The 18177-nt window shown below is 58.8% G+C and carries 17 protein-coding genes; 12 read left to right on the top strand and 5 right to left on the bottom strand.

The annotated features are described in order from the left end of the window. The first annotated feature begins 17 nt into the window (after window positions 1-17). The 8 genes from tsaE (at window position 18) to GOW40_RS12055 (ending at window position 9612) form a co-directional block, all read left to right on the top strand. Window positions 18-488 carry a tRNA (adenosine(37)-N6)-threonylcarbamoyltransferase complex ATPase subunit type 1 TsaE gene (gene tsaE / locus GOW40_RS12090; RefSeq protein WP_171132713.1) on the top strand — a complete coding sequence of 157 codons (471 nt, stop codon included), beginning with the start codon at window positions 18-20 and terminating at the stop codon, window positions 486-488. Then, the gene (locus GOW40_RS12085; protein WP_171132704.1) at window positions 485-1489 is read left to right on the top strand and encodes an aminoglycoside phosphotransferase family protein; all 1005 of its coding nucleotides are present in this window, start codon (window positions 485-487) and stop codon (window positions 1487-1489) included. Before tsaE ends, GOW40_RS12085 begins: the two co-directional genes overlap by 4 nt. After that, a complete protein-coding gene (locus GOW40_RS12080; protein ID WP_171132702.1) occupies window positions 1486-2172 on the top strand; it encodes a nucleotidyltransferase family protein in 687 nt (228 codons plus the stop codon). Before GOW40_RS12085 ends, GOW40_RS12080 begins: the two co-directional genes overlap by 4 nt. Then, window positions 2165-5092, top strand: a complete 2928-nt coding sequence (gene addB / locus GOW40_RS12075) for a double-strand break repair protein AddB (protein WP_171230985.1) — start codon at window positions 2165-2167, stop codon at window positions 5090-5092. The genes GOW40_RS12080 and addB overlap by 8 nt, the downstream gene beginning before the upstream one ends. Then, entirely contained in the window at window positions 5089-8448 is a 3360-nt protein-coding gene (gene addA / locus GOW40_RS12070) for a double-strand break repair helicase AddA (RefSeq protein WP_171230984.1), read from the top strand. The genes addB and addA overlap by 4 nt, the downstream gene beginning before the upstream one ends. Before the next feature lie 60 nt (window positions 8449-8508). Further along, window positions 8509-8829, top strand: a complete 321-nt coding sequence (gene trxA, locus GOW40_RS12065; protein ID WP_171097364.1) for a thioredoxin — start codon at window positions 8509-8511, stop codon at window positions 8827-8829. A gap of 73 nt (window positions 8830-8902) precedes the next feature. Continuing rightward, window positions 8903-9253, top strand: coding sequence for a Lin0512 family protein (locus tag GOW40_RS12060; RefSeq protein ID WP_171132696.1), 351 nt, complete (start codon window positions 8903-8905; stop codon window positions 9251-9253). Further along, the gene (locus tag GOW40_RS12055; RefSeq protein WP_171136647.1) at window positions 9250-9612 is read left to right on the top strand and encodes a Lin0512 family protein; all 363 of its coding nucleotides are present in this window, start codon (window positions 9250-9252) and stop codon (window positions 9610-9612) included. The genes GOW40_RS12060 and GOW40_RS12055 overlap by 4 nt, the downstream gene beginning before the upstream one ends. Before the next feature lie 55 nt (window positions 9613-9667). Here the strand turns inward: GOW40_RS12055 and GOW40_RS12050 are convergent, their stop codons facing one another. Further along, on the bottom strand, window positions 9668-9862 hold the full coding sequence (locus GOW40_RS12050; protein ID WP_171097370.1) for a DUF1127 domain-containing protein: 195 nt from the start codon (window positions 9860-9862) through the stop codon (window positions 9668-9670). Window positions 9863-10059: 197 nt separating this feature from the next. Between GOW40_RS12050 and hslV the strand changes: the two genes are divergently transcribed. After that, window positions 10060-10617: an ATP-dependent protease subunit HslV gene (hslV, locus tag GOW40_RS12045; RefSeq protein ID WP_171097373.1), complete on the top strand. Its 558-nt coding sequence runs from the start codon at window positions 10060-10062 to the stop codon at window positions 10615-10617. On the opposite strand, the gene GOW40_RS12040 is transcribed toward hslV, so the two are convergent. Beyond that, window positions 10609-11850: an MFS transporter gene (locus GOW40_RS12040; protein WP_171097374.1), complete on the bottom strand. Its 1242-nt coding sequence runs from the start codon at window positions 11848-11850 to the stop codon at window positions 10609-10611. The genes hslV and GOW40_RS12040 overlap by 9 nt on opposite strands. Window positions 11851-12121: 271 nt before the next feature. On the opposite strand from GOW40_RS12040, the gene hslU reads away from it, so the two are divergent. The 3 genes from hslU to GOW40_RS12025 all read left to right on the top strand — a co-directional run bounded on the left by hslU (window position 12122) and on the right by GOW40_RS12025 (window position 15842). Further along, window positions 12122-13429 carry an ATP-dependent protease ATPase subunit HslU gene (hslU, locus tag GOW40_RS12035; protein WP_171132692.1) on the top strand — a complete coding sequence of 436 codons (1308 nt, stop codon included), beginning with the start codon at window positions 12122-12124 and terminating at the stop codon, window positions 13427-13429. A 98-nt stretch (window positions 13430-13527) separates the two neighbouring features. Beyond that, entirely contained in the window at window positions 13528-14625 is a 1098-nt protein-coding gene (locus tag GOW40_RS12030) for an alpha/beta fold hydrolase (protein ID WP_171230983.1), read from the top strand. Then, window positions 14622-15842, top strand: a complete 1221-nt coding sequence (locus tag GOW40_RS12025; protein WP_171132688.1) for an MFS transporter — start codon at window positions 14622-14624, stop codon at window positions 15840-15842. The genes GOW40_RS12030 and GOW40_RS12025 overlap by 4 nt, the downstream gene beginning before the upstream one ends. Here GOW40_RS12025 and GOW40_RS12020 read toward each other — a convergent pair. The 3 genes from GOW40_RS12020 to GOW40_RS12010 are packed head-to-tail and all read right to left on the bottom strand — an operon-like array spanning window position 15839 to window position 18122. After that, window positions 15839-16426, bottom strand: a complete 588-nt coding sequence (locus tag GOW40_RS12020) for a Smr/MutS family protein (protein WP_171097381.1) — start codon at window positions 16424-16426, stop codon at window positions 15839-15841. The two genes, GOW40_RS12025 and GOW40_RS12020, sit on opposite strands and share 4 nt — an antisense overlap. Beyond that, window positions 16426-17466: a murein transglycosylase A gene (locus GOW40_RS12015; RefSeq protein WP_171132686.1), complete on the bottom strand. Its 1041-nt coding sequence runs from the start codon at window positions 17464-17466 to the stop codon at window positions 16426-16428. The genes GOW40_RS12020 and GOW40_RS12015 overlap by 1 nt, the downstream gene beginning before the upstream one ends. After that, the gene (locus GOW40_RS12010) at window positions 17463-18122 is read right to left on the bottom strand and encodes a Tim44/TimA family putative adaptor protein (protein WP_171097384.1); all 660 of its coding nucleotides are present in this window, start codon (window positions 18120-18122) and stop codon (window positions 17463-17465) included. The genes GOW40_RS12015 and GOW40_RS12010 overlap by 4 nt, the downstream gene beginning before the upstream one ends. Window positions 18123-18177 lie beyond the last annotated feature (55 nt).

Genomic DNA, 18177 nt, shown 5'->3' with positions numbered 1-18177 from the left:
AGGTTCATTGTGGCGCCATGACCGCGCCCAAGACCATCCTGCTGAATTCACCCGAAGACACGAGCGATCTGGCGCTTCAGATCGGTCAGTTTCTGAAACCCGGTGACACCCTGCTGCTGGAAGGCCCCATTGGCAGCGGCAAAACTCATTTTGCCCGCGCGTTGATCCAATCGTTGATGGTTACCCCCGAAGATGTGCCATCCCCAACCTTTACGCTGGTGCAGGTCTATGACACGCCTTTGGGTGAGGTTTGGCACTCGGACCTCTATCGCCTCAGTTCACCCGAAGAAACTGAAGAGCTTGGCCTGATCGACGCGTTTGAAACATCAATCTGCCTGATCGAATGGCCCGAGAAACTGGGTGATTCAACCCCGAATTCGGCGCTGACGCTCAGCTTTCGGTCAGATACAAAGGCCGAAGATATCCGGCATCTGAACCTAAAATGGACCGACCCGAAATGGGCCCGCAAACTCGAGTTCATCCCATGACCAACCGAACCATTCTGGCCGAAGCGCTGATCGCACAAACCCCATGGGCCAATGCAAAACGCAAACCCCTTGCCGGAGACGCCTCGAACCGCCGCTATGAGCGACTGACAGACCCTAACACTGGCAAAACTGCCGTACTTATGGACGCGCCACCCGAAAAGGGCGAGGATGTGATCCCATTTGTGAAGGTGGATGAATACCTCCGATCGGTGGGACTCAGCGCGCCCGAAATCTATGCGGAAGACAGCCAATACGGTTTCCTTCTGCTTGAAGACCTGGGCGATGATCTGTTTGCCCGCGTGCTTGAGAAAGACCTGGCATTGGAAGCGCCCCTTTATGAGGCCGCAACAGATGTGTTGGTGCATCTGCACAAACAGTCGGTCATGTCCCTGGACAGCTACGACCCTGCCTTAATGACAGAATTAGCGGCGTTGAGCTTTACCAAATATGCGCAAGGCATTTCGGGCGGTTTTGAAGCTGACGCCAAGGCACGGTTTGAACATCGCTTTGCCGACATCTTGCACCGCGAAACCGGCGGAAAACGGGTCGTAGTACAGCGCGACTACCATGCCGAGAACCTCATCTGGCTGCCCGAGCGCGACGGCGTGGCGCGGGTGGGGTTACTGGATTTCCAGAACGCGATGCTGGGCCATCCCGCCTATGATCTGATGTCTCTGTTGCAGGATGTCCGCCGAACCGTCTCAACCGCGATCGAGATGCGCATGATCGACCGCTATATCTCGGCATCAGGCATGGACGGCCATGATTTCCGCACCGCCTATGCGGTTCTGGGCGTACAGCGCAACCTGCGGATTTTGGGCGTTTTTGCCCGTCTGGCGACCGAATATGGAAAGCCGCATTATGTGGATCTGATCCCGATTACCTGGTCGCATTTGATGCGCAATCTGGAACATCCCACACTGATCCCAGTCGCCGACATCTTGCGCGAGGCCCTGCCGCACCCCACTGCGCAAAACCTGGCCAAACTGAAACCACTATGAGCGCCGATCCCGAAGCCATCATGCTCTTTGCCGCTGGATTCGGCACCCGGATGGGTGCTTTGACAGCGGATCGGCCCAAACCGCTGATCCCGGTTGCAGGGCGTCCGCTCATTGATCACGCCCTGAACTTGGTCGATGGGGTTCAGCCGATCCGCACAGTCGCGAACCTGCATTACAAAGCGGATCAGCTTGCCGCCCATCTGGAACCAAAGGGGGTTTTGCTGTCGCGGGAAGAGCCCATGATCCTGGAAACCGGTGGTGGACTGCGGGCCGCCCTGCCCTTTCTGGATTGCGATCCTGTGTACACGCTCAACACCGATGCGATCTGGGCCGGACCAAACCCGCTAAACCTGCTGAGGGATGCGTGGGATCCTGATCAAATGGACGCGCTGCTGATGTGCATTCCCATCGCGCAAACCCTTGGCCATGGCGGCACCGGCGATTTCACCCTGGATTCTGACGGTCGGATTACCCGCGGGCCGGGTGTTGTCTATGGCGGTGCTCAAATCCTAAAGACCGATGGGCTTGAGGAGTTTGACGAGCCCGCCTTTTCCTTGAACCGCCTATGGGACCGGATGCAGCAACGCGACCGGTTGCGCGCGGTCAATTATCCCGGTCGGTGGTGCGATGTGGGTCGCCCCGAAGGGATCGCTCTGGCCGAAAGCCTGATCGCAGATGTTTAGCCCATCCGACAAAGCGCGCGTGTTTGCGGTGCCTCCGGGCGTCGATTTCCCGCGCGCATTGGTCGAAGGGCTGCTTGCACGCACGGCCAAGCTGCCGCCAGAAGATTTGGCCCGGGCGCAGGTGATCTTAAACACAAGACGTATGGCGCGACGCGTGCGCGAGCTGTTTGATCAGGGGCCACCGGCGCTGCTGCCGCGCCTGTCGCTGGTCACCGATCTGGGGGAAAGCGTCGATCTTGCGCAATTGCCCCCGGCCATTCCAGCGCTGCGCCGCCGGTTGGAGCTGACCCAACTGATCTCGAAACTGCTTGATCAGCAACCCGATCTGGCCGCGCGGTCCTCACTCTTTGATCTGTCAGACAGCCTGGCCGCGCTGATTGATGAGATGCAGGGCGAAGGCGTGTCTGCGGATGCCATCCGGCAGTTGGATGTCAGTGACATGTCGGGCCATTGGGCACGCGCGCAGGCCTTTATCGGGATCGCGGATCATTTCTTGACCACCGATAACAACGCTCTGGATGCGCAAGCGCGGCAACGTCGGGTTGTCGAGAGCTTGATTGAACGGTGGCACAAGGCTCCCCCACAGCACCCGGTGATCCTGGCCGGGTCAACCGGGTCTCGGGGCACAACCTTGATGTTGATGCAGGCCGTGGCGCAACTGCCGCAAGGCGCTTTGATCCTGCCGGGCTTCGATTTCGAGCAGCCCGCAGCGGTCTGGGATCAATTGGATGAGGCGCTGACTGGCGAAGATCACCCGCAATACCGGTTCCGCAAGATCATGCAGGCGCTGGATCTGACCTCAGATCAGATCGCGCGCTGGACCGAGGATGCGCCCCCATCTGTTGCGCGCAACCGTTTGGTTTCATTGGCGCTTCGCCCTGCACCGATCACCGATGCCTGGATGTCCGAAGGGCCAAAGCTGCAAGATCTGGACACCGCAACATCTGCCATGACCCTGGTCGAGGCACAATCGCCGCGCGCCGAGGCCCTGGCCATTGCCCTGCGCCTGCGTCAAGCCGCCGAAGATGGTCAAACCGCTGCGCTGATCACGCCAGACCGAATGTTGACCCGTCAGGTCAGCGCCGCGTTGGACCGGTGGGATATCCTGCCCGATGACAGCGCGGGCCTGCCCTTGCAGCTGTCGCCCCCGGGTCGGTTTCTGCGCCATGTGGCGGGCTTGTTTGCCCGCCGTCTGGATGCCGAGGCGCTGTTGACCTTGCTCAAACACCCGCTCTGTCATGACGGTGACGCACGCGGAGCGCATCTGTTGCACACCCGCGACCTCGAACTGGACTTGCGCAGCAACGGTCCGCCCTTCCCGGATCGCGAAAGCCTGCTGGCCTTTGCCGCGCGGCAGGAACAGGCGGGCGACTGGGCGCAATGGGTGGCGGATCAGTTTTGCGACCAGCATATCTCGGGCACGCTCCTGCTGGCAGAATGGGTCACGCGCCTGCGCATTTTGGCCGAGGCGATCTCGGACGGGCCTTCAGCAGAAACCGGTACATTGTGGGACAAGAACGCAGGTCAAAAGGCGCTTAAGGTTCTGACCAGCTTGTCAGATGAGGCGCAGCATGGTGGCGCGATGACTGCCCATGACTTTGCCGACCTTCTGGGTGCTTTGCTGGCGGCAGAAGAAGTTCGCGACCGCGACGCCCCACATCCGCATATCATGATCTGGGGCACGCTCGAAGCGCGTGTCCACGGCGCTGACCTGCTGATTCTGGGCGGGTTGAACGAGGGCAGCTGGCCAGAAGCCCCAGCGCCCGACCCATGGTTGAACCGGCAGATGCGCGATATGGCCGGGCTGTTGCTGCCCGAACGCCGGATTGGCCTCTCGGCCCATGATTTCCAGCAAGCCATCGGCGCGCCCGAGGTTTGGCTGACGCGCGCCGCGCGGTCAGACGACGCCGAAACTGTTCCCTCGCGCTGGTTGAACCGCCTGACAAACCTGCTCAGCGGGTTGCCCGCGCAAAACGGCGACAAGGCGCTGGAAGATATGCGCGGGCGCGGGCGGACATGGCTGCAGTGGTCCGAAGCATTGGAAGAGGCGCCAGAGATTGCTGCGGCACCGCGTCCCTCACCCCGCCCCCCGGTCGCAGCCCGCCCCAGACAGCTGAGCGTGACGGAAATCAAACGCCTGATCCGCGACCCTTACGCGATCTACGCCAAACATGTGCTGCGGCTGCGTCCCTTGGATCCTTTGGTGCAGGCACCCGATGCCCTGCTGCGCGGCATCGTCATTCATGAGATTCTGGAACATTTCGTTAAAGACAGCGTTTTTGATGCGGCGCTGCTGAGCCGTGAGAACTTCTTGAAACGTGCCTCAGACCTGTTGGATACGCATGTCGCCTGGCCCACGGCGCGGAAATTGTGGCTGGCTCGTCTTGAACGGATAGCCGAGGATTTCCTGCGCGCCGAAACCGCCCGACGGAGCGATGGCGGCCCGGTCGCGTTTGAGGCACGGATGAATCTGAAGCTCAATCCTTTGGACTTCACGCTGGTTGGGCGCGCCGACCGGATCGACATCAACAGCCGTGGCGCGATGCGGATCATCGACTACAAAACCGGCGCACCACCGACCGAAAGCCAACAGTCGAAATTTGACAAACAGCTGTTGATTGAGGCCGCCGTGGCCGAGCAAGGCGGTTTGGATGGGTTCGATCCAATAGCCGTGGCTCAAGCCGTCTTTATCGGCATGGGCGGGACCTACAAAGAGGTTCCGGCACCTTTGGACAAAGAACCTTGCGATAAGGTTTTGGCTGAGCTAAAAGAACTCATTTCCTCCTATTTAGAGCCTGATCAAGGCTTTTCATCCCGCCGCATGCTGCATAAGGACAGCGATTTTGGCGACTATGACCATCTTGCGCGGTTCGGTGAATGGGATCGAACCTCGGACACTTATCCCGAGGATTTGACATGAGCACCCGCAACGACGCCACCGAACGGCAGGTTCAGGCGGCGCGACCCGACGCCTCGACCTGGTTGGCGGCCAATGCGGGCTCGGGCAAGACCCGCGTGCTGACCGACCGCGTGGCGCGCCTGTTGTTGGACGGGGTGCAGCCGCAGCACATTCTGTGCCTGACCTACACCAAAGCCGCGGCCAGCGAGATGCAGAACCGTCTGTTCAAACGCCTGGGCAAGTGGGCGATGCTGGAAAACAAGGCGTTGTCGTCGCAACTGACCGAACTGGGTGTGACCGGTGCGATCGATCCCCAGCGACTTGCACAGGCAAGAACCCTGTTTGCGCGCGCGATTGAGACGCCGGGTGGGCTGAAAATCCAAACCATCCACTCTTTCTGCGCCGCGCTGCTGCGGCGTTTCCCGCTTGAGGCCGGTGTCAGCCCGCAGTTTTCCGAGATGGAGGACCGCGCGGCCGCGTTGTTGCGCGAAGAGATCATCGAGGATTTTGCCGAAGGCCACCACGCAGCCCTGATCGGAGATGTCGCACGGTTTGTCACCGATACCGGGTTTGACGGGCTGACCGCTGCGATGACCCAGAAACGCAACCTGTTCGCCCATGAGCTGGATTGGCCCGCCATTCTGGCGCTGTTCGATCTACCCAACGGGTTCGACGATCAGGCGTTGCTGGATCAGGTCTTTCTGGGCGGTGAAGTGGAGTTAATCCAGTCGCTTATCCCGCCGCTGCTGGACAGCGGTGGCAACAACGCCAAGGCCGCAGACAAGCTGAAAGGGTTCACGCAGGCACGGCTGGATCAATTGCCCCTGCTGGAAAGCGTATTTCTGACCGGTAAGGCAGCAAAAGAGCCTTTTACTGCAAAAATCGGCAGTTTTCCGACAAAAGCGCTGCGCGAAGGCGTGCTTTCGGGCCAGATGCCACAACTGGAAAACTTGATGCGCCGCGTCGAAGCGGCGCGGGAACAGCGGCTGGCACTGAAGGCTGCGCGCAAGACCTATGTTCTGCGCCGCTTTGCAGCGGCGTTCCTGCCGGAATACGAGCGGCGCAAGCAGCTGCGCGGCTGGCTGGACTTCGACGATCTGATCCTGCGCGCGCGACAGGTGCTGAACGATCCGGCGGTCGCGGAATGGGTTCTGTACCGTCTGGACGGTGGCATCGACCATATTCTGGTGGACGAGGCGCAAGACACCAGCCCCGACCAATGGGACGTGATCGAGAAACTGGCGCAAGAATTCACCAGCGGGGAAGGGGCCCGGTCTGGCGTTGAGCGCACGATTTTTGTGGTCGGGGACAAAAAGCAATCGATCTATTCCTTCCAGGGCGCCGATCCGCAGGCCTTTGACCGGATGCAGCAGGAATTCGGGCGGAAACTGGCTGAATCAGGCTCTAAATTGTGGGATTCAACGCTGGAATACTCTTTCCGGTCTTCCAGCGCGATCCTATCTCTGGTCGATATCCTGTTTGAAAACCAAACCGAGGCGGGGTTTCACAAGGACGCATTGCATCGGGCGTTCAAGGCCGATTTGCCGGGTCGCGTTGACCTGTGGCCCGTTATCGATAAGGTCGAAGACCAAGAGGATAGCGACTGGACAGATCCCGTCGACCGTCCAAGTGCGCGCCACCATACGGTTCTTTTGGCGGATAAGGTCGCGTGCTCGATCAAAACGATGATCGACCAGAAAGAAACGATCCCCGATGATGGCGACGCCCCCGGCACATTCGTACGGCGCGCGGTGCAGCCGGGGGATTTCTTGATCCTTGTGCAGCGCAGGTCGGACCTGTTTGCCGAGATCATTCGGGCCTGCAAAACCATCGGTTTGCCGATTGCCGGGGCCGACCGCCTGAAAGTGGGTGCAGAACTGGCAGTCAAGGATCTGGCCGCGCTGCTGAATTTCCTGGCCACGCCCGAGGACAGCCTGTCGCTGGCCACGGTGCTGAAATCCCCGTTGTTTGGCTGGACCGAACAGCAATTGTTCGATCTGGCCCATCGACGAGAGGAAACCTTCCTTTGGGCCGCGCTGCGGCGGCGAGGGGAGGAATATCCCGAAACCATGGCTGTGTTGAACGATCTGCGCGGTCAAATCGACTTTTTGCGCCCCTACGACCTGATTGAACGCATCCTCACCCGCCATGACGGGCGGCGCAAATTGTTGGGGCGGTTGGGGGCCGAGGCCGAAGACGGGATCAACGCGCTGCTGTCGCAGGCTTTGGCCTATGAACGCACGGATATTCCCAGCCTGACCGGTTTTCTGGTCTGGATGCAGACCGATGATCTTGAGATCAAACGCCAGATGAGCGGTGTCGGGAACATGATCCGGGTGATGACCGTACATGGCTCTAAGGGTCTTGAGGCCCCGATTGTGATCCTGCCGGATACCGGAAAACGACAAGCGCCGCGCGATGCCGAGATCATGGTTTCGGGCGATGTGCCGTTTTGGAAAGTTCCTGCAGACCAATCGCCGACGCGGATCGCTGCGGCACGGGCTGGGGCACGGGCGCGCGAGGAAAACGAACGCCTGCGATTGCTCTATGTGGCTCTAACACGGGCCGAAAAGTGGCTAATTGTGGCCGCAGCTGGCGATGTCGGGAAAGATGGCACAAGCTGGTATCAGCAAGTAGAGGCAGCAATGGCGCGCGCCGGCGCAACGCAAGTTCCCGGATTGGACATCCAGCGCTTGTCGCATGGAGATTGGGATGGTCCCCCGCTGAAGACCGTGGAAACGACTACGGAAACACCCGAAACGTTGCCCGATCTATTCCTGCGCCCTGCGGTCAAAGCCATCGCACCGCTAGAAACACTCAGCCCCTCGGACCTGGGTGGTGCAAAAGCTTTGCCCGGAGATGCTGGCCAAGATGAAGACGCGGCCAAACTGCGCGGAACGAGGGTGCATCTGTTGCTTGAGCACTTGCCCACAGCAGAGCAGGCCGATTGGCCTCAGATCTGCGAGCAGCTTTTGCCGGACCTGCCGCAGACCGAGCGGCAAGAGCTGTTGTCCGAGGTTTCAAACGTGTTGACCGCGCCTGATCCGAAACCTGTCTTTGCCGGGAATGCATTGGCCGAAGTCCCGGTGACGGCTGAAATCAACGGTCGCCGCATCCACGGGATCATCGACCGCCTGATCGTAACCGGGTCAGAGGTTCAGGTGATCGACTTCAAATCAAACGCCACGGTCCCGGATCGCCATGATTCCTGCCCTGAAGGTCTATTGCGGCAAATGGGGGCCTATGCCGCGGCGCTGTCGCAGATCTATCCCAATCACACAATCCGAACCGCAATCCTATGGACTCGAACCGCGCAGCTTATGTGGTTGCCACACGAGACTGTGAGCGATGCACTGACCCGGTCGGTGATGCCTTGACCTTGGAAAACCACGCACCTACGTTCTGTCCCCAAGCCAATCCCATTCAGGAGACATGAGATGTCGACCGTAGCCGTAACCGATGACACCTTTGACGCCGAGGTTAAAAACGCGACCGTACCTGTGGTCGTCGATTTCTGGGCCGAATGGTGCGGACCCTGTAAACAGATCGGCCCCGCTCTGGAAGAGCTGGCAGCCGAGTATGGCGACAAGGTGAAAATCGCCAAGGTCGACGTGGACAGCAACCCGAACTCTGCCGCTGCAATGGGCGTGCGCGGCATTCCCGCTCTGTTCATCTTCAAAGACGGTCAGGTGGTGTCGAACCGCGCGGGCGCTGCGCCGAAAGCTGCGCTGCAAAGCTGGATCGAAGAATCCATCTGAACTGGCAGTAACAGTTGATCCAAAAGGCGCCTCATATCGGGGCGCCTTTTTTAGTGCGGAGAAAAAGCAACCAATGGCAAAAACGCGGGTTCTCGTGGAATTTGGGATGGGCACGTCGTTGCGGCGCATGGACTATACCGAAGCAGCAGTGCGGGCGATCAAAGACGCGCTGTGGCACAACTCGGTCAATATGGCTGAACTGTTTGGCTTTCCCAAAGAGGCGATGATCATCGACGCCGAAATTGGCGTGCAGCAGCCCGATCAGGTGGACACAGGTGCGTTGACCGCCATCTTCCCCTATGGCCAGCCCAATATCACCGTCACCAAAGGCGGTCTGGACATCGAAAAACCCGGGCGCGATGGACATACGGTCATCGCAAATGCAGCCCTGATCGTTTCCTTCGACATGGAGCCTGCGGCATGAGTGAACAGCGCATCATTCTGGAAATGGGCACAGGCAATGATCTGTATGGGCAAGACTATACCAAAGCGGCGCGGCGCGCGGTTCAGGATGCTTTGCACCATTCCTCGATCACATTGTTTTCGAAACTGGGCATCGACCATTCCGAGATGCGCGTTTGCGTGACCATCGGTGTTCAAAACCCGGACCTGGTCGATTGTGCGCAAGTGGCCGCCGATTTGCCGCGGGGCAGGGCCGAAGTGACCGCCGTGTTAGGTGGCTTGGATGTCGCGGATGAGGCTACAGGAGCCAAACATGTGATTGCCACGGCCGCGATCGAGGCGTTTGTGCCCAGCCTGGTCGGGAAATACAAACAAAGCTGAAAAAGAAAAAGCCGCCCATAGGAGCGGCTGATCTCTATCGTCTGTCTGAAAAAGCTCAGAACTTGGCGACGTCCTCACGGGACAAGCCGATGTCGTCCAGCTGAGCGTCGGTCAAAGCCGACAGCGCTTTGCGTGTGTTGCGTTCATCATTCCAACGCAGGATGTTGGTCAGAACTTGGGTGAAAAAGCCAGCTCCGTGCAGGTTGTTGACTGCTCCGAGCGGCGCATGGGTTTTTGCGATAGTGGCCATTTGCGCGTTCCTATTTTGTTGAAACAGCCGACCCTGTGTCGGTTGTGAGCCTCATGTAGGACCCCGTGCCGAGTCTTACAATTGCTACTCCAACAGGCCCGTATTGCACTGAGTGCATATCTTTTGGGCGATTTAAGAACAGTTGCACCAAACACTTACCCGGCCCATATAGGGGCGCAGACAGTACGGAGGCTTTTATGGCAGAGAACGACTTTCCCGGTTGGCACGGCACCACGATCATCGGTGTCAAAAAAGACGGCCAAGTGGTCATCGCCGGTGACGGGCAGGTCAGCCTGGGTCAGACCGTGATCAAGGGCACGGCGCGCAAGGTCCGCCGCCTGTCGCCGGGCGGGTTTGAAGTGGTTGCTGGGTTTGCCGGGTCGACAGCTGATGCGTTCACCCTGCTGGAACGTCTGGAGGCCAAGCTTGAGGCGACACCCGGCCAACTTGCCCGCGCCTCGGTCGAGCTGGCCAAGGACTGGCGCACCGACAAGTACCTGCAAAAGCTTGAGGCGATGCTGATCGTCACGGACGGCTCAGACCTGCTGGTGATTACCGGGGCAGGGGATGTTCTTGAGCCAGAGCACAATGTAGCGGCCATCGGTTCGGGTGGTAACTTTGCCCTCGCTGCGGCCCGCGCGATGATGGATAGCGACAAGTCAGCCGAACAGGTGGCACGTGAGGCCATGGCGATTGCCGCAGATATCTGCGTTTACACCAACGGCAATCTGACGGTTGAGACGATATCAGGCTAACAGCGCCTTGATCTCTTTCCCTTTCCAGCGGCGGTGCATCCCGATCAGGCCAAAGATCGCGGCGAGCACCACGATGTAATAGGGCACGCGGATATCGATGCTCATCAACCCGCCACCGATCAATGACATGACGCCACCTGCCAGACAGAAGACGGCAGTGGTCACGCCCATGACCCAGCCCTGATCTGCCTCGCTGACGCTCGAGGAGAACAGGCCCAGCATCGTTGGATAGGCGACACCGAACAGGAAATAGAAGAAAAAGACCGGCACATAGCTGATCAAGCCACTAGGGCTGAACGCGAAGGCCAGACCGCACACGATCATCACGATCAGTGCGGTATGAATGATTGCGTGTTTGCTGAACCGCTCTTGCGCGGGTTTGACGAGGAACGTGCTCGAGAACGCCAGCGCAAACCCGATCACCACCATCGCCATGCTGCCTCCGATCACGCCATATCCAAAGGCGCTGGTCAGGAAGTTGTCCACAAAGACATAGAAGGTGACATTTGCGATCATGAAGAACGAATAGACCGGCAGGATTTTCAGAACCATGGGATGGCCCCGCACGGCGATCAGGCTGTCGGTGATATCGCGCGGACGGAAGACAAAAGGTTCGCGCTGGGTCCGCGTGTCCTTGAAGAATGTCATCACCAGGAAGATTGCGATCAATACCAGCACAAAGGCGCCATAGAACGGGGTTTTCAAGGTCGCAAAACTGCCGAACAGGGCGGCATCGGACAAAACCGCTCCGATAATCGGGCCGCCGACCAGGCCAAAGCTGACACCGGTCACGATATAGCCCATGTTGCGATCCCGGTCCGCTGCATCCGTGCTGCCGTCGATCATAGCGGCTTGGGCAATAGGCTGGTTGCCAGCGGTAAATCCAGTGATCGACCGCCCGATGATCAGCAGCAGCAGGCTGTTCATGAACAGCGCGAGAATGGTGATGGCGTATCCGGCAAGGGCACCGCCCAGACAGACGAGCAATGCGTTTTTGCGCCCGATGGAATCCGAGACTTTGGAGACATAGACAACGCCCAGAAACCACGACAGGAAAAAGCAGCCGATCACCAGGCCGTAATAGAAATGGCGTTGGCCCTGAGGAGTGTTTTCAGGCAAGAACCCTGATTTGGTTTCCATGATCAGCGAGTTGATGATCGGAAAGACCAGCCCTTGCCCAATCAGATCGACAAAAACCACGAACAACAATGTGATCTTGGCAATTTTCGTCATAAATTCGCCCCCGGTTCCAATACCTTGTGCAAAGTCTAACAGACGAACACAAAGGTGGCTAACACTGTGTCGGTGGTTCTATCGGATTGACCCATTGCTTAAATTCAGGCGTCTGCGCCTGCTGTTGTCTTTGCGAATGCGGTTTCGGTCAACAAAGTTTGGTCGCTCGAAGCTCTGCAGCTTTGGTGAAAAACTGCTCTCATTCAGTGACCGGCTTGTGTTTTCCGGGGCGATGATTAGGTTCCGCTGCGAAACAAACGGATAGATTAGTATGACCGACCTGACCCCGCGCGAGATCGTCTCGGAACTGGACCGCTTTATCATCGGACAGAAAGACGCCAAGCGCGCCGTGGCCGTGGCGCTGCGCAACCGTTGGCGGCGCAAGCAGCTGGCTGATGACATCCGCGACGAAGTTTATCCCAAGAATATCCTGATGATCGGCCCCACCGGCGTTGGCAAGACCGAGATCAGCCGCCGTCTGGCCAAATTGGCGCGTGCACCATTCATCAAGGTCGAAGCGACCAAGTTCACCGAAGTCGGCTATGTCGGACGTGATGTGGAACAGATTGTCCGCGATCTTGCCGACGCGGCGATTCTACAAACCCGCGAATACATGCGCGAGGACGTCAAAACACGGGCGCATCAGGCTGCCGAAGATCGTGTGATCGCTGCCATTGCCGGTGAAGATGCCCGCGAAGGCACGCGCGAGATGTTCCGCAAAAAGCTAAAAGCCGGAGAGCTGGACGATACCGAGATCGAGCTGGAGCTTTCGGATACCTCAAACCCGATGCCCATGTTCGATATTCCAGGCCAGCCCGGGGGGCAGATGGGCATGATGAATCTGGGCGACATTTTTGGCAAAGCCTTTGGGGGTCGTACTGTGAAAAAGCGGATGACCGTCGCTGAAAGCTATGATGCGCTGATCGGGGAAGAGGCCGACAAGCTGCTGGATGACGAGACGGTTAATCGCGTGGCTCTGGAATCGGTCGAGCAGAACGGTATTGTCTTCCTGGATGAGATTGACAAAGTCTGCGCCCGTTCAGATGCGCGGGGTGGCGATGTCAGCCGCGAAGGCGTGCAGCGGGATCTGCTGCCCTTGATCGAAGGCACCACGGTTTCGACGAAACATGGCCCGGTCAAGACCGACCATATCCTGTTTATTGCCTCGGGCGCGTTCCACATCGCAAAACCGTCGGATCTGTTGCCGGAACTGCAAGGCCGTTTGCCGATCCGCGTGGAATTGCGGGCGCTGACCGAAGAGGATTTCGTGCGGATCCTGACCGAGACCGATAACGCTCTGACCCGCCAATACACCGCTCTGATGGGGACCGAGCAGGTCACCGTCAGCTTTACCGATGACGGCATCGCCGCATTGGCGCGCATCGCTGCGGATGTGAATCAGAGCGTTGAGAACATCGGTGCGCGGCGGCTTTACACGGTAATGGAGCGTGTTTTTGAAGAACTGTCCTTCACGGCCCCCGATCAGGCCGGGGCAGAGGTTACTGTGAGCGCGCAGTTTGTTGACGACAATCTGGGCGAATTGACCAAATCAACCGATCTCAGCCGTTACGTTCTGTAATAATATCAAGCTGGTTTTTGCCGGCCAAAGGTCGACATCGACTGGACGTCGCATCTGAATCCGATAGCGTGAGCGCAAGTTTGCTTTTGGGGTGACCTGTGTTCCGTTCTTTGCTCGCACTATTGACCTATGCAACACTGACCGCCTGCGTTGACCGTTCGGTTACTGAGACTTTACCCGAAGCTCTCAGGTTCGGCACTCCTGCCACGGTGTTCGCCTCAACAACGCGTGCGCGCGAACCGGATGGCTCTTACGGGTTCCGGCGCGCCGAGGCGCTTCGCTATCTCGAGATGACGATTTCGATACCGCCAAACCATACGGCTGGAACGCTGGACTTCTCGTATGCCGACCCTAACCCGAAGAAAGAGTTTGTTCTCGCCGATGTGACCGAGTTCTCGGGGCCTGAGGGCCTTCGCTCTCGTTTGAAAGGTGTCGATGATGTGGTGCTGTTTGTTCACGGCTATAACGCAACACAAACAGAGACCGCGTTTCGCGCTGCTCAGCTGACTCATGATGTAGGCGTGCCCGGAACCACATTTATCTATTCCTGGCCCAGTCAGGCCCGAGGCACCGGTTACGCCTATGATCTGGACAGCATGTTGTTTGCGCGCGATGGGCTGGAAAACACCATTCGCAGCCTCAAGGCCATGGGTGTGAAACGTGTTATCGTCATGGCGCATTCCATGGGCGGAGCTCTGACGATGGAGATGATGCGTCAGGCAGAGCTGCGCGAACCGGGCTGGTCGAAACGCAACATAGAAGGTGTCGTTTTGATTTCCCCCGATCTGGACGTCGATCTGTTCCGGTCGCAGATGCAGAGTATCAAGTCCCTGCCGGACCCGTTTGTTGTCATGGTCTCTAAGAAAGACAAGGTTCTGGGCCTGTCGGCGCGTCTGCGCGGCACGTCTGACGGCCAGCGGCTGGGGAATATCACCGATGCGGAAACGCTGGCTGAGTTCCCGATCAAGATCATAGATACGACGGCCTTCAGCAACGATGCGGAATCGTCCCATTTTGTTGCGGCCACGTCTCCGGCTTTGCTGACACTGCTCAGCTCGGCGCGACGCGTCAGCTCGACTTTCGGGCCTGACCGGCCTGCGATTGACGTGCTCGCGCCACCAAGTCTGACAAATCCCTCGGGCGCAACGGAAATCGTGCTTACCGAATCCGGCGCAACCCAGGTCACCTCTCCTTGAGTGCGTTCGACTTCCGTCAATACGTTGTCCAAAACCGCACTTGGCTGGGCGCCGGAGTCCTGCTGACATTTCTATCGTGTTTTGGGCAGACCTTTTTCATCTCGATTTTCGCAGGTGAAATACGCGCAACCTTTGGCTTAAGCCACGGGGCCTGGGGCGGCATCTATTCGCTGGGCACGATGGCCTCGGCGCTGGTGATGATCTGGGCAGGGGCTTTGACCGATATCTTTCGCGTCCGCGTTCTGGGGCCATGGGTTCTGATTGGTCTGGTGCTGGCTGCGTTGGCGATGGCGCTGAACCAATGGGTGTTGCTTCTGCCTTTGGTGATCTTTCTATTACGTCTGTTCGGGCAGGGGATGAGCACCCATATCGCCATGGTCGCAATGGCGCGGTGGTTCACCGCAACGCGCGGCCGGGCCTTGTCGATCGCCACGCTTGGCTTTGCCGCCGGAGAGATCATCCTGCCGGTCAGTTTCGTCGCCGCCATGACGGTGCTGGACTGGCGTGTGCTTTGGGTCATCGCGGCTGGCGCAACCGTTTTGGGCATCCCGTTGCTCTACACCCTGTTGCAACACGAAAGAACGCCACAGAGCCTGGCCGAAGCGTATTCCTCGACCGGGATGGAAGGCCGCCATTGGACGCGCAAACAAGCTTTGACGCATCCGTTGTTCTGGCTGATGGCGCCTGCTTTGCTAGGGCCGTCGGCCTTTGTCACAGCGTTTTTCTTCCACCAGGTGTATTTGGCGGAAGTCAAAGGCTGGACCCATCTTCAACTGGTATCCCTGTTTCCGGCCTATACCGGCGTTTCGATGCTGGCCATGTTTGCGTCGGGCTGGGCGTTGGACAGATGGGGCACGGCGCGGATGATGCCCGGGTTTCAGCTGCCCATGGCGCTGGGCTTTGTTCTTTTGGGCAGCGTCGGATCCATCACTGGGGCCTTGGTGGGCCTTGTCATTCTGTCGCTCACCGTTGGGGCCAACAGCACGTTGCCCGCAGCGTTCTGGGCCGAGTTCTACGGCACCAAACACATCGGCGCGATCAAAGCTTTGGCGACAGCGCTGATGGTTCTGGGCTCGGCCATCGGGCCGGGCCTGACCGGAGTTCTGATCGACATCGGTATCCCACTTGAAACGCAGTTCATCTGGATCGGCGGCTATTTCGTGCTGTCCTGCCTGTCTGTCTGGGTCGGTGTGCGAAAAGCAGCGCCCGCGCTTTAGCGGCTACGGCGCAGATACACATAATAAGCCCCGTCACCGCCGTGGCTGATATGAGCCGGTGTCACTTGAAGCACTGCCTGCGCCAGTGGCGGCAGCGACAGCCATTGCGGAACCTGATTGCGCAACACGCCGCGCGGGGTTGGAATCGGGCCCGGCTCGTCCCGATCTTTGCCCTTCCCGGTGACCACCAGAACCAGCCGTTTGCCTTGTGCTTGCGCGGAAAGGACGAACCGAACCAGCACCGGATGGGCCGTGTCCATGCGCAACCCATGCAGGTCGAGCTTGCCTTCGGGCTTCAGCTTACCACGCTTCATGCGACCAAACGCCTTTGTGTCCATGAGCACCGGACCATTGCGCAGGGTTTCGGTAATCGATGGTTTCAACACAGGCTTGGTGGGTTTGGCGGGTGCCTTTTGGCCAAGCTCAAAAGCCTCGATCCGGCTTTTGGGGGCTTTGGTCGGTTTCGGCTTGGGTAAAGGGGTGGGATGTACCGATTGCGGCAGTTCGGGATGCAGGCGGTCGGCCTGTTTGGCAACCTTGCGCCACAGCTCGATCTCGTCTTCGGTGAGCTTGCGCCGGGTCATCAGAATTCATCCGGTAACAGGGCATAGGCCCGCTGGATCGGCAGCAGAACCACCATGCGCCCGGGGTCTTTCAAACGCCCGGCGGCTTTACCTGCTTCGTCGCCGGTACCAAAAAAGATATCGGCACGTTGCGCCCCTTTGATGGCAGACCCGGTATCCTGCGCGATCATCAATCGCCGGATCGGATCTTTACCGTCCTTTTCGACCCAGACCGGCGCACCCAAGGGCGTATAGGCCGGATCAGCAGCGATACTGCGCATCGTTGTCACAGATCGGTTCATGGCGCCCAAAGGCCCCAGCTCGGGCGCTACCCGGTTCACCTCGCGAAAGAACACGTAAGACGGGTTGTGAAACAGCAATTCGGCCCCGGCTTCGGGGTTTTTGCGCACCCAGGCCCGGATCATCTGTGCGCTGACCTCATGCGCGCCCAGCGCGCCGCGGCGGATCAACTCGGCCCCGATCGAGCGGTAGGGGTGGCCATTCGCGCCGCCATAGCCCACGCGCAAGGCGCCACCATCTGGCAGTTTGATCCGGCCCGAGCCCTGGATTTGCAAAAAGAACAGTTCGACCGGGTCATCGACCCAGGCAATTTCCAACCCACGGCCACGCATCACATCAGTGGTCAGCAATTGGCGGCGGCTCAGCCATTTATCGACACCGCGCGCCTCGGGCGGCATTTTGTATAATGGATAGCGATAGGTCGCAGTCGGGACCTTCGATCCGTCCAGCTCGGGCTCGAAATACCCGGTGAACAACCCATCGTTTCCGTCCTCGACCAGAACCGGGCGGAAAAACAGCTCAAAGAAAGACCGCGCCGCCTCGGGCCCATAGGTTTGGGCCGCGCCGCACAGCGCCTGCCAATCCGGGTCATCCAGATCACGGCATGTGTTCAGAAATACCGACAGGGCCGCGCCGTGATCATCCTCGGCCCAGCCCTCTAGCTGATCAAAAGACAGGATGGATCGCGTCGCCTCTGCTCCGGCAGCGCTGGCGGCTGTCATCGCAGCCATCAAAACAAGCGACCGGAGCCGGGCAATCATGCGTCCGTGGCAACAAGCAGCCAGTTTGGATCGTCCGAGCCCATTACGCGGGCGAAGGTCCAGCTGTCCTTTTGGCGTTTCACGGTGTTTGGGTTGCCTTCGATGATGTCACCACCGCGATCGCGCACAACCGAGGTCAGCTCACCCACAAAACGCATGGTGATCTCGGCCTGATTGGTTTCCTTGTCGAAGGTCACATCAGCAACCGAGGTTTCGCGCACCCCAATAAATTCAGCCTCGATAGTCAGACCCTGGTCTTCGCGCGACGCCACAACCGATACGAAGGTGTCGAACACCTCTTCCGACAGGAAAGGCTGGATTTCGTCCAGATTGCCCTTTTCGAACCCCATCACGATCATCTCATAGGCGCCGCGTGCGCCCTGAACGAATTCGCTGACAGAAAACGAAGGCTCGATCCGCTTCATCGCGGCAAAGGTCTGCGCCTGTTCGCTGTCCTCGTCAACGTGATCCGTAATGTCATGGTCCGGACCGCCTTCGATCACTTCAAAGTCACGGCGCGCAGTATTTGCATCAGGCTGCTGTTGAACGGGTGGTTTCTCAAAACCTTCTCGCGTTCCCAATACGCTTTTGAGGCGTAGGATCAGGAAAACGGCAATTCCGGCCAGGACCAGCAACTGGATCATCGGTTCGTTCATTTCATCCTCTTTTCAGACAGCGACTTTGTATACGCAGCCTCTTGCCACTATGTAG

The organism is Ruegeria sp. HKCCA6707 (assembly GCF_013033515.1).
Lineage (GTDB): Bacteria > Pseudomonadota > Alphaproteobacteria > Rhodobacterales > Rhodobacteraceae > Ruegeria.
This window is presented reverse-complemented; position numbering and strand designations above follow the sequence as displayed.